Consider the following 11,256-nt stretch of genomic DNA (forward strand, 5'->3'; position numbering starts at 1 on the left):
GATGGCCAGGACACTGCGGGTGTCCGCGTAGCGCAGGTCCGCGCCCAGGGCGAGGGCCATGCCCGCGCCCAGGCAGTAGCCGTGGATACGGGCGACGACGGGCACCGAGAGCGCCGACAGCTGCGTGAACAGGGTCGTGGCCGCGTCGTCCGCCGCCTGTCGCGCTACATCGTCCTGCCGGCCGGGGAATTCGCTGATGTCCGCGCCGGATACGAAGGCCTGTTCGCCGGCGCCGCGGAGGACGACCACGCGCACCTGCTGGTCCTCGTCCATCTTCCGTAGCGCGGTGGCGAGTTCGGTCATCATCGCCACGGACAACGCGTTGCGCCGGGACGGGTTGCTGATCTCGACAGTGCCGACGGCGTTCCGGACCTCGGTGCGAATGCGTGGTGCGGTGGTCGCGCCGGTCATTCGGCCTTCTCCGCCACGAAGCGGTTGCGCAGCGCGCCGATCCCCTCGATGCGCACTTCGAACTCCGAGCCGTCGCGCAGCAGGACCTTCGGCTCGCGAACGAAGCCCACCCCGGAGGGGGTGCCGGTGAGGATCAGGTCACCCGGCTCCAGGGTCATCACGGTGGTGATGTAGGCCAGCAACTCCGGTACACCGAACAGAAGTGAGGAGGTGCGGTCGTCCTGGAGAACCTCACCGTCGAGCGTGCCCTTGATGGCGAGGTCGGGCCGTGCGCCGCCGAGTCGCGTGGCGGGCACGACGACCGGCCCGACGGGGGTGAGACCGTCCCAGGCCTTGCCGGCGACCCGCTGCGTGGTGTGGAACTGGAAGTCACGCACGGAGACGTCGTTGGCCGCGGTGTACCCGAAGATGATGCTCTCCGCGTCCTCGGCCGCGATCCGACGCGCCCGGGCACCGATGACCACGGCGAGCTCGCTCTCGTAGTCGATCTGGTCCGACTCCGGTGGCAGGGCCACTTCGGCGAAGGGCGCTGCCAGTGAGGTGTGCCATTTCGGGAAGAGATCGGGGTGAGCCGGTCCCGTGTCGCGGCCGCCCTCGTGCACGTGCGCGAGGTAGTTCTGGCCGATGCAGATGACCTTGCCAGGGCGTCCGACCGGGCTCAGCAGCCGATGGTCCGGCGCGTCGATCACAGCGCCGGCCTCGATGGCGGCCAGGTCGCCGCCGGCCGCTTCGAGCAGCGCGGGCAGGTCGTCGAAGACGTCTTTGTCCACCAGGGCCAGGCGTGCCTTGGTCGCCCCGTCCCGACGCAGCGCGACCACGGGGCCGCCGCCGTGCAGGACCCGCGCTAGGCCGAGACCGTCCGTCCAGTCCACCGGTGACGTGTGTGCCGCAGTCATCATGAAAGTGCCCTCCTGGTTCATTTCCGCGCCTCGGCGCCGAGGACGGCCCGGGTGGCCGCCTTCGTCTTCGCGTGATCGGCGCCGGTAGCGGCGTCCCCGGCGGCGTGCACGCCGACGACACCGTCCGTGACCAGTGCGGCGATCCGATCGTCGTCGTATCCCAGTCCGGTGAGGACCGCGACCGTGTTCGCGCCCAGCTCGGGTGCGCGGCCCCGGGCGCGCGGTGCGCCGTCGGCGACGATGGGAGTGTTCACGATCGTCGGCTCCGCGAAGCGCTCCTCGTCGTGCACGAACAGGCCGCGCACGGCGAACTGTTCGTCGGTGAGGATGTCGCCGATGCCGTTGACCGGACCGCACGGGACCCCTGCCGCGCGCAGCGCGTCCATCCAGCGATCCCGCGGGGCCGTAGCGAAGCGTGCCTGGATGATCTCCGAAAGGGATGCCCGGTGCAGGAAGCGTTCGTACTCCGTGGCGAAGCGTGAATCGTCGCTCAGATCGAGCTCGAGCACCGTGCAGAGCGCCTCCCACGCCCGGTCGACCGCACCGAGCACGAGAGTGACGCCGTCCTGGCAGGTGAACGCCTCGTAGGGGGCGGCCAGTCGGTGAGCGGTGCCCAGCGGGGCCGGTTCCACCCCCGTCGCCACGTAGTCGGCGACCTCCCACAGCGACCAGGCGGCCACCGAGTCCGCGAGCGCGACGTCGATGTACGCGCCGCCGCCACCGGCGCGTGCGCGCAGCAGGGCGGCCAGGACGCCGATCGCTCCCCACATGCCGGTCCCCACATCGGACACGGGGAACCCCGCCTTGGCCAGTTGCCCCTCGACCGACCCGGTCACGGACATCAGTCCGCTGTAGGCCTGCGCGATCAGGTCGATGCCCTTCGCGTCGCGCATCGGGCCGAACTGCCCGAAACCGGAGATGGAGCAGTAGACGAGGTCGGGGCACTGTGGCCGCAGGTCCTCGTAGCCGAGGCCGAGCCGCGCCATGGCGCCCACCCGGAAGTTCTCCACCAGGACGTCGCTGCGTCGTGCCAGGGAGCGCACGATGTCGGCGCCGGCGGGGGACTTCATGTCGACCGCGAGGCTCTGCTTGTCGCGGTGGGTCAGGTCGAAGGGGATCGACCTGCGCTCCGGGCCCATCCGCCGGGCGCGCATGCCGTCACCCCTGACCGGTTCGATCTTCAGAACGTCCGCGCCGAGGTCGGACAGGATGGTCGTGCAGTAGGGGCCGGCCAGGGCCCCGGTCACGTCGAGGACGCGTACGCCTCGAAGGAAGGCCGGGCCGGGCCCGGCGAACTCCGTTGTCGCTGTCATGGCGCCCTTCACTTCACCTCGGTCCGTAATGTGGACCAGTGGACCGCAATAAGGACCTTCGGTAAACTTAGGCCCGTAATTCCAGGAGCGTCAAGCGGGTGGGGGAGATGCTCCCGGGGCCCGTGGGCTGGGCGCTACGACACGGTGAGCTCGCACCACCGGGCAGATCCGGTGGCTGATGAGGTCACCTCAGGGGCGCGTCCAAGAGCAACGCGTCCGGAAGTGGACCGCATGTTGGATCGGTGGATCTACTGGCGGTCCGAAGCATCTTGGCGGTAGGTTCTTGAACGCCTCCGAGCGTTCGGACATTGCCGAGAGGCTTCTCAGGGGCGGCCGACGGCCACGCACCCGCCGGCTGTCTCGCGAGGGTTCAGGAGCGCAGATGCCTGTGAATGCTGACCCCGCGATCGTCGGGTTGGGGCCGGGGAGGCGTTCGCGCCCCACTGGGTCAGTCCGGTCACCGCGGTGCGCTCTCAGGGGCCGCCCGGGTGAGCGCGCCGGACAGCGAGATCGCGTGGCTCACGCAGGACGCGGCGGACCTTCGCCGACTCGGCGAGACGCACCTTTCGTCGACCACCGCGACGCCACCACACTCCTCGTGCGTCCCGGTATCGACGTCTTCGCGGGCGCATCCGGAGCGGTACAGGCGCCCGCGCTCGTCGATGACCTCATGTCCCAACTGTCCCCGGCCGCCGCAACCACCGCATCGACGGGAAGCGCTGATGAGCATCCCCCATGGCGATCGCCATGTCTGCCGTCACGACGGCCCACCCCCGCAAAGAGGACGTCGTCCGCGAGGGTACGGCCCAACTGGGCCCGGCCACGCGTGCCGAACCCGGGTGTGGGCCGACAAGCTGCCTGAATCGCTGTGAGACGGCGCGTTGGATCTCACCTGCCCTTTCTCAGCGCCCGGCTGGTTTGTTCTGTACGCATCCATCTCGTTCCATTCGGAGGCCCTCGTATGCCGGACCAGCCGATCAGCCGCAGACGAATGACGGACGAGAGGTGGGTCGAACTGCTCACCACCGCTCTCGACGTGATGCGCGAGGTCGGCTACGAGGCCTTGACCATGGAGGCGGTGGCGGTTCGGGCCCGCTGCAGCAAGGCCACGCTGTACCGCATATGGCGGGGCAAGCCGCAGATGATCGTGGAGGCCCTGTACGCCGCGCGGCCGGTGGACATAAGCGCCATCGATACCGGTACGTTGCGCGGTGACCTGCTGGCCCTGTACGGCCAACTGGTGGTAGGTGTGCAGCGGGACACCGAGTTGTTGGCGGCGCTCGCCCATGCCGTGCTCATCGACCCGGATCTCGCTGCGGCCATGCGCACGTCACTCGTCGAGCCCGAGTCCGCCGCGATGGGCCAGTTCGTGGACCGGGCCGTCCGACGCGGCGAACTGACCGCCCGGCCTGCCGCCGTCGAATTCCTGCCGCAACTGATGTTCGTCGCGCTGATGGCCCGGCCGCTGACCGAGGCCGCCTTCCTCGACATGGACTACGCAACACGTTACATAGACCTGGTCATCATGCCGGCGCTGCTGACCGACTGACCCGTATTCCTTCGACACTTGTCGTGACTCATGAGCCATGTCCCGGACTTCCGCCGATGTCCACGGACGTTCGGTACGCACCTGGCGGACGTCGGGCGTTCGTCAACGGCGTGCGAGTTCCGCCGAGATCCGCTCGGTCGCCTCTCTTACCAACTGACCGTAGGGCTCGTGGAGTTCGTCGGTGAGTCGGTAGCTGGGCAGTGAGATCGACAAGGCCGCCACTGGTTGCCCCTGTCGATCGTTGATCGCCGAACCGATCGCGGAGACGTCCGGTCGCCACCGCCCGGGGTTGACAGCAACACCTCGTCTCGCGACGGCTTCGATCTCGGCCAGAAGTTCCTTACGGGTCAGGCGCGTGCCGTTGGCCAGTTCGACGACGGACGGGATCCGGGTGACCAGTTCCGCAGCCGGGAGGCGGGAGAGAAAGGCCCAGCCCGACGCCGTGAGGATCATGGGAACCCGTTCGCCGACCTGTGCGACCGTTTGAACGGGTCGTGAGGACGGCATCTTGTCGATCAGGACCAGCGACTCGCTGTCCGGGGCGGACAGGTGGATGTTTTCGTCGGTTCGTCGGCCGAGTTCTTCGAGGACGGGGCGGGCTCGTTCCCGCAGGTCGTCCTGAGTCATGACCCTTGCTCCGACTGCGAGTGCCCGGGCGGTCAGGACCCAGCGCTGTTCTCCCGGTGCTCCCTGCGGGGCCAGCCAGCCGGCCTCGCCGAGGGTGCGCAAGATCCTGTGGACCGTCGCCTTCGGGATTCCCAGCGACCTCGCGAGGGCGCTGATGCCGACGGGCTGTGACTGGGCCACAGCTTCGAGGACATCAAGGGATCGCAGCACCGACTGCATTCCCTGCCGCGTGTCCGACGACTCGCTCACGCTTTCTCCTTCGCTGGTGGTCCCCATCATCGTAGTGAGGGCGCCCTGGCAAGTGCTCCTGATCGGAGCTGAGGCTCTTCGGTCTGCATGATGGATCGCCTGACCGCATGATGGTTCGATTCTATGCTTCGTGATGGTCAGCGCAATGCCGTCATTGGGACATCCGTGTCATTACACGCCGAACCTGTCGGCATGAAGACCTGGCCCGGCACGCAGTCAAGGCCGTCAAAGACGCCGCCGAGTCCTTATCTGCAACATCGTTCACGATGCGATCTGTCGTGTCCCCTGGGCCGCCGCCCACGACCTCCAGCGCGTCACGCTCGAACTCGGCGGCAACGACGCGGCGATCGTCCTGGACGACGTCGACATCGATGCTGTCGCAGAGCCGCTGTTCCAGTCCGCCGTCGCCAACTCCGGCCGGATCTGCGAAGCGACCAAGGGCGTCTACGTCCCAGAGCGCCTGTAGGCAGGCTCCTTGTGCTTGGCCCGCGGAGACAGCGCAGACTTCTTCGCTCGACGGTCCGGTGCCGCTCTGCAGTAGACGTCTCGGATTCTGATGCACTCGGAAGTGCATGTATGAGGTGTCCTCTTGCCCGGCCTGCTCTGGCTGAACTCACTGACCTTGGCGTTTTGGGGTCAGTTCGGTCTGCCGAGGGCGAGGCCCGTCCCGGCGAGGAACCCGCCGAGGATGGTGTGCCGGTACTGCACCGCCTTGAGACTCCTGCGGACGAGGGTCTCCAGCTCGCTGAGGGTGCGGGCGGCGAGGTTGGCCAGGCTGCGCTTGATATGCGCCCACAGGCCTTCGACCGGGTTGAGCTCGGGCGCATACCCGGGCAGCAGGATGACGGTCAGCCATTCCCGCTCGGCCACGAGTGCCTTCATCGTCTTGGAGATGTGGGTGCTCAGCCGGTCCCACACCGCAATCAGCGGGGCCTTGAGCAGTTGGTGGGCACCGTCGAACAGGTGGATGTAGTCGCTTTCGCCGAGCGAGCGGCGCTCGCCCCTGCGGCCGGTATGCCAGCGCAGCCGGTAGCACAGGCGGGCGGGGAGGCCGGTAGCACAGCAGCCCGGCCGCCGAGAGCCGTCCCCGGCTGCGGCCGGATACCTTGACTCTCGGGGTGATGCCGCGTCGGCCCCAGGTGCGGCCCTTGGGCGGACGGCCGGTCACGCCCGCTTCGTCCTCGAAGCAGACGAACGCGCCGGTCGCCGCCCGGAGGGTTTACCTCCTGCCAGGTCGCCTCCCGCCATGTGGTGATCGCGTCCTCGTCACGTTCGGCGGCGGGCCGGGCGGGCATCTGCACGCTGAAGCCCATCCGGTGCAACAGCCGGGTGACTCCGGAGACGCTGTAGGAGAGGTGAAACTTCCGCCCGATCAGCGTGCGCACCCGTGCGGCGGTCCCCACCTGGTCGTCCGACCAGCCGTGCGCGGCCGGCCCTTCTTCCAGCCAGGCGGCGAGCTTGGCCTGCAGGCCGGGACGGAGTCGGCAGTCGTAGCCCGGGGGTCCCTGGGACCGCAGCGCTTCCCGCCCGCCCGACTCCCAGGCACGGCGCCACTGGTAGACCGACTTCTCACTCACCCGTAACTCCCGGGCGACTCAAGGGACTCTTACGTCCTCCTCGAAGAGGCCAGCGGCCCGCATGCGTACCTCTTCGCGACGCTTGCGCTGCTCGGCGGTCAGCCCGCCCCCGTCCGGATACCGCATACTTCCGAGCTACCAGTCAAGAGGGACCCTGTCACCAGTTCCGACGACGCCCCAGACGCTATAACGCCAAGGTCAGTAAGTACCAAGGGTTCGTCCTCCAGCGAGACGTGCCCAGGGGCGATCCGCGACGGCTCCGGGCTGCAAGTGCGGTACGACGGTACCGACGCCGACGAGCATCCGGTAGGCCGGTGGGTCGCCCAGGGAAGTGGCAGTGCCTCGGTCGATGCCGTCGGTGAACCCGCTCCGAGCACCGGTCCCGCGATAGGCGAGAGCCTGGGCGCGGCATTGATCGGTGCCTTGCGTGGGACCCATCGTCCCGGCGTCGGTCACTCGACACGCCCGGTGCCGATTCCTCCAGTGCTCGTCCGCATGTTGTGCCAACACATAGGAAGCTTCGGTGTTGCACCCGACGGACGCCTGTTCGACAACGCAGAGGGGAACTACATCGACGCCTCGGCGTACGGCATCACCTGGGGGCGAGCGCGTGAGGCTGTTCTTGCGCTTGACGAGCACACCCTTGACCTGGCGAAGTGTCCCTACGACCTGCGCCACGCCGGCATCTCGTTCTGGTTGGCCTCCGGCGTCGACTCCGCAGAGTGTGCGCGCCGGGCTGGACACAGCATCCAGGTCCTCTTCCGCTACTGCGCCAAGTTCCTGGCTGATGCGCGGAACCACGCCAACATCCTGATCGAAGACTACATGCGGCGATGGGAGGAGGCGACGGACGATGACGATGCGGAGAGCGCCTTAGCGGGACCTTGGCCCGGAAATGCCCCGGAACTGCTGGTCAGATCTGGGATACGGGTGGGAGATATCGGGAGTAAGGGCGTGTTTCGACTCGCTGCTTAGATGTGCGCTGAGAAGGGCGCCTGCCGGGCATCTGCCCTGGTCAGGCGCCCTTTTTCTGCGTCTAGAAGAAGCCCAGCTTGCGTGGCGAGTACGAGACCAGGAGATTCTTCGTCTGCTGGTAGTGCTCCAACATCATCTTGTGCGTCTCGCGGCCGATTCCCGACTGCTTGTAGCCGCCGAACGCCGCGTGCGCCGGGTACGCGTGGTAGCAGTTGGTCCACACCCGGCCGGCCTGGATCGAACGGCCCGCGCGGTACGCGGTGTTTATGTCGCGGGTCCAGACGCCCGCGCCGAGCCCGTACAGGGTGTCGTTGGCGATCTTGATCGCGTCGTCGAAGTCGTCGAAGGACGTCACCGAGACGACCGGCCCGAAGATCTCCTCCTGGAAGATCCGCATCCGGTTGTCGCCCTCGAAGATGGTCGGCTGGACGTAGTAGCCGCCCTTCAACTCTCCGTCGTGGTCGATGCGTTCGCCGCCGGTGAGGATCTTCGCACCCTCCTGCCGGCCGATGTCGAGGTAGGAGAGGATCTTCTCCAGCTGGTCGTTGGACGCCTGGGCGCCGATCATCGTGTCGGTGTCGAGCGGGTGCCCCGGCTTGATCTGGCGGGTGCGGGCGACCGCCGCCTCCATGAACTCGGCGTAGTGGCCGCGCTGGACGAGGGCCCGGGACGGGCAGGTGCAGACCTCGCCCTGGTTGAGCGCGAACATCGTGAAGCCTTCGAGGGCCTTGTCACGGAAGTCGTCGTCGTGCGCCCAGACGTCGTCGAAGAAGATGTTCGGGGACTTGCCGCCGAGTTCGAGCGTGACCGGTTTGATGTTCTCCGAGGCGTACTGCATGATCAGCCGCCCCGTGGTGGTCTCGCCGGTGAAGGCGACCTTCGCCACCCGAGGGCTGGACGCGAGCGGCTTGCCCGCCTCCACGCCGAACCCGTTGACGATGTTCACCACACCCGGCGGCAGCAGGTCCGCGATCAGGCTCATCCAGTAGTGGATGGAGGCCGGGGTCTGCTCGGCCGGCTTGATGACGACCGCGTTGCCGGCGGCGAGGGCCGGTGCGAGCTTCCAGGTGGCCATCAGGATGGGGAAGTTCCAGGGGATGATCTGTGCGACGACCCCGAGCGGCTCGTGGAAGTGGTACGCCACCGTGTCGTCGTCGACCTCGCCCAGCGAACCCTCCTGCGCGCGGATCGCCCCCGCGAAGTACCGGAAGTGGTCGATGGCCAGGGGGATGTCGGCGGCCAGCGTCTCGCGCACCGGCTTGCCGTTCTCCCAGCTCTCGGCGACCGCGAGCGGTTCGAGGTGGGCCTCCATCCGGTCGGCGATCTTCAGGAGGATGTCGGAACGCTCCGTCACCGACGTACGGCCCCAGCCCGGCGCGGCCGCGTGCGCCGCGTCCAGCGCCCGCTCCACGTCCTCGGCGGTGCCACGCGCCACCTCGGTGAACGGCTGCCCGTTCACCGGCGACGGGTTCTCGAAGTACTGCCCGCGGGCGGGCGGCACGTACCCGCCGCCGATGAAGTGGTCGTAGCGCGCCTGGTAGGAGACGATCGCGCCCTCGGTGCCGGGCGCCGCGAAACGGGTCATGGTGGCCTGCCTCCTTGCAGATGCGCTGCCCTCCGTCGGGCAGCTCCCGGCGCGGAGGCTAGGGCAGCGGACGTTGCGAACACGTTGCGCGGCAGGTCAGCCGGCCGGCGCCGCGAGCTCCGCCTCCAGGGCCGCCAGCCGGGACCGTACGACCGCCGTCGGCCGCACCGCCGCCAGCGCCCGCCACACCTCGACGTCGTCCTCGCCCCACGGCGCGTGCGCCCACTCCGCGAGCAGATCCGGGTCCTGACACCCGATCAGCCCGGCCCGCAGCCCGTCCGCCAGCCGCTGCCTGAGCCGTACGACCGCGGGTGCCTGCGAGCCGGGCAGCAACGGGCCGGCGTACGCCCCTACGGCAGCCGTCACCGCGCCCGCCTCCAGCCGCCGCTCCACCACGGTCACGTCCGACTCGACCGGCGCGGCCAGCCGGTACGGCCGGGAGGCGAGCAGCCCCGGGCCCAGCAGCCGGCGCAGCCGGACCAGTTCCGCCCGCAGCGTCACCGGCGTCACCTTCTCGTCCTCGTACAGCGCGTACAGCAGCTCGTCACCGGTCAGCCCCTCCGGGTGGCGGGACAGCAGCACCAGCAACTCGCTGTGCCGGCGGCCGAGCCGGATCCGGCGGCCGTCCAGCCGGAGCTCGGCCTCGTCCCGGCCGAGCGCCGTCAACGCGGGCGTCTCGTCGGTGGGCATCGGCGGATCGAGCAGCGCCAGCTGAGACTCGGCGGCCCGCGCCACCGCCTGGACGAAACCCAGGCTGTGCGGGTGCGCCAGCCGGTCGCCGCCGGTGATGTCGACGGCACCCAGCACCCGCCCGGTGCGCGGATCGTGCACCGGCGCCGCCGCGCACGTCCACGGCTGCACCCGGCGGATGAAGTGCTCCGCCGCGAACACCTGCACCGGCCGGTCCACGGCCACGGCCGTCCCCGGCGCGTTGGTCCCGACCGCACTCTCCGACCAGCGGGCGCCCGGCACGAAGTTCATCCGGTCCGCCCGGCGCCGGGTCGCCGGATGCCCCTCGACCCACAGCAGCCTGCCGTTCGCGTCGCACACCGCCAGCAGGTGCTCACCGTCCGCCGCGAACGTCCCCATCAGCTCCCGGAACAGCGGCATCACCCGGGCCAGCGGATGCTCCGCCCGATACGCCCCGAGGTCACCGTCTGTCAGTTCCACGCGCGCCGCGCCGTCCGGCCCCACCCCGGCCCGGGCGGAACGCCGCCACGACTCGGCCACCACGGACCGCACCGGGCGCGGCACGGTGCCTGCCGTGGTGAACGTCTCGTGCGCCCGGCGCAGCACCCGGACGCGCTCGGCAGGGTCGGTCCCCGGCTCCAGGGCCACCCACGGATCGGTCAACTCGGCCTCCCGACGGCGATGCGGCTGGGGACATCGTCATGCGGGGTGTTCGCGCCGACAACCGTTTCGACCACCCTCCCTCCGAGGACCGGTCCACCAGCCTCACTCCGACTGCCCCACCAGCCTCATGTAGCGGACCCAGTCCCAGTGCCTGCCCGGATCGGTGTGGTCGGTCCCCGGCACCTCGACATGCCCGATGACGTGCTCCCGGTCCTTCGGGATGCCGTATCTCTCGCAGATCGACGCCGTCAGCCGCGCCGACTCCTTGTACAGGGCGTCGGTGAAGTACTCCGGCCTGTCCACCCAGCCCTCGTGCTCGATGCCGATGCTCCGCGTGTTGTACTCCCAGTTCCCCGCGTGCCAGGCCACGTCGGTCTCCCGCACGCACTGCGCGACGTGCCCGTCGGCCGAGCGCACCAGGTAGTGCGCGGACACCCGCTTCTTCGGGTTCTGGAAGATGGAGAGCGTGCCGGCGTACGCCTGCTGCGTCACATGGATGATCACCCGGTCGATCGCGTACTCGTCGGGACGCTGGGCCGGGGTCCGGTTCTCGCTGCTCGCCGCCTGCCACTCGGCCGACGGATAGTCGACGACTCCGGTCTGCGCGCCCGCCCGGCCCGCGGGCAGCAGCGTGTACGGGACGGCGGCGAGGGCCGCGCCCTTCAGGAGCCGTCGTCTGCTGGGGAGCGGTCGTACCCGGTCCATGGATGGGGTGCCT

General features: G+C 69.2%; 11 protein-coding genes and 1 pseudogene. 3 read left to right on the forward strand and 9 right to left on the reverse strand.

Annotated features, from left to right (window positions below):
* The 3 genes from ACFY6U_RS46450 to ACFY6U_RS46460 all read right to left on the reverse strand — a co-directional run.
* A partial coding sequence (locus ACFY6U_RS46450) for an enoyl-CoA hydratase/isomerase family protein (protein ID WP_390048355.1) occupies positions 1-411 on the reverse strand: 411 nt, incomplete at its 3' end.
* Positions 408-1,310, reverse strand: a complete 903-nt coding sequence (locus ACFY6U_RS46455) for a fumarylacetoacetate hydrolase family protein (RefSeq protein WP_390048357.1) — start codon at positions 1,308-1,310, stop codon at positions 408-410. The genes ACFY6U_RS46455 and ACFY6U_RS46450, both read right to left, overlap by 4 nt.
* A 17-nt stretch (positions 1,311-1,327) precedes the next feature.
* Positions 1,328-2,623 carry a CaiB/BaiF CoA transferase family protein gene (locus ACFY6U_RS46460; RefSeq protein ID WP_390048359.1) on the reverse strand — a complete coding sequence of 432 codons (1,296 nt, stop codon included), beginning with the start codon at positions 2,621-2,623 and terminating at the stop codon, positions 1,328-1,330.
* Between the two features lie 991 nt (positions 2,624-3,614).
* Between ACFY6U_RS46460 and ACFY6U_RS46465 the strand changes: the two genes are divergently transcribed.
* Positions 3,615-4,172, forward strand: a complete 558-nt coding sequence (locus tag ACFY6U_RS46465) for a TetR/AcrR family transcriptional regulator (RefSeq protein ID WP_390048361.1) — start codon at positions 3,615-3,617, stop codon at positions 4,170-4,172.
* A gap of 102 nt (positions 4,173-4,274) precedes the next feature.
* Here the strand turns inward: ACFY6U_RS46465 and ACFY6U_RS46470 are convergent, their stop codons facing one another.
* Positions 4,275-5,048 carry an IclR family transcriptional regulator gene (locus ACFY6U_RS46470; RefSeq protein WP_390048362.1) on the reverse strand — a complete coding sequence of 258 codons (774 nt, stop codon included), beginning with the start codon at positions 5,046-5,048 and terminating at the stop codon, positions 4,275-4,277.
* Between the two features lie 289 nt (positions 5,049-5,337).
* Between ACFY6U_RS46470 and ACFY6U_RS46475 the strand changes: the two are divergent.
* Positions 5,338-5,511: pseudogene (locus ACFY6U_RS46475) on the forward strand (aldehyde dehydrogenase family protein); the annotation flags it as partial.
* A 173-nt stretch (positions 5,512-5,684) separates the two neighbouring features.
* Here the strand turns inward: ACFY6U_RS46475 and ACFY6U_RS46480 are convergent.
* Entirely contained in the window at positions 5,685-5,966 is a 282-nt protein-coding gene (locus tag ACFY6U_RS46480; protein WP_390048364.1) for a transposase, read from the reverse strand.
* A gap of 5 nt (positions 5,967-5,971) precedes the next feature.
* Positions 5,972-6,625: a winged helix-turn-helix domain-containing protein gene (locus ACFY6U_RS46485; RefSeq protein ID WP_390048366.1), complete on the reverse strand. Its 654-nt coding sequence runs from the start codon at positions 6,623-6,625 to the stop codon at positions 5,972-5,974.
* A gap of 483 nt (positions 6,626-7,108) precedes the next feature.
* Between ACFY6U_RS46485 and ACFY6U_RS46490 the strand changes: the two genes are divergently transcribed.
* Positions 7,109-7,600 (forward strand): hypothetical protein, encoded by a 492-nt coding sequence (locus tag ACFY6U_RS46490; protein WP_390048367.1) that lies wholly within the window; start codon positions 7,109-7,111, stop codon positions 7,598-7,600.
* A gap of 61 nt (positions 7,601-7,661) precedes the next feature.
* Here ACFY6U_RS46490 and ACFY6U_RS46495 read toward each other — a convergent pair whose 3' ends face one another.
* The 3 genes from ACFY6U_RS46495 to ACFY6U_RS46505 all read right to left on the reverse strand — a co-directional run bounded on the left by ACFY6U_RS46495 (position 7,662) and on the right by ACFY6U_RS46505 (position 11,243).
* A complete protein-coding gene (locus tag ACFY6U_RS46495; RefSeq protein ID WP_390048369.1) occupies positions 7,662-9,185 on the reverse strand; it encodes an aldehyde dehydrogenase family protein in 1,524 nt (507 codons plus the stop codon).
* Positions 9,186-9,281: 96 nt separating this feature from the next.
* Positions 9,282-10,538, reverse strand: a complete 1,257-nt coding sequence (locus ACFY6U_RS46500) for a GAF domain-containing protein (protein ID WP_390048370.1) — start codon at positions 10,536-10,538, stop codon at positions 9,282-9,284.
* Positions 10,539-10,640: 102 nt separating this feature from the next.
* Positions 10,641-11,243: an N-acetylmuramoyl-L-alanine amidase gene (locus tag ACFY6U_RS46505; RefSeq protein ID WP_390048372.1), complete on the reverse strand. Its 603-nt coding sequence runs from the start codon at positions 11,241-11,243 to the stop codon at positions 10,641-10,643.
* Positions 11,244-11,256: the final 13 nt, after the last annotated feature.

The sequence above is a fragment of the Streptomyces sp. NPDC013157 genome (genome assembly GCF_042899865.1).
Taxonomy (GTDB): Bacteria; Actinomycetota; Actinomycetes; order Streptomycetales; family Streptomycetaceae; genus Streptomyces.

What these genes read in the sequence shown, in the direction of transcription:
- ACFY6U_RS46455 (WP_390048357.1), bottom strand. Translation starts at nt 1,310, where the DNA reads ATGATGACTGCGGCACACACGTCACCGGTGGACTGGACGGACGGTCTC.
- ACFY6U_RS46505 (WP_390048372.1), bottom strand. Translation starts at nt 11,243, where the DNA reads ATGGACCGGGTACGACCGCTCCCCAGCAGACGACGGCTCCTGAAGGGC.
- ACFY6U_RS46495 (WP_390048369.1), bottom strand. Translation starts at nt 9,185, where the DNA reads ATGACCCGTTTCGCGGCGCCCGGCACCGAGGGCGCGATCGTCTCCTAC.
- ACFY6U_RS46465 (WP_390048361.1), top strand. Translation starts at nt 3,615, where the DNA reads ATGACGGACGAGAGGTGGGTCGAACTGCTCACCACCGCTCTCGACGTG.
- ACFY6U_RS46460 (WP_390048359.1), bottom strand. Translation starts at nt 2,623, where the DNA reads ATGACAGCGACAACGGAGTTCGCCGGGCCCGGCCCGGCCTTCCTTCGA.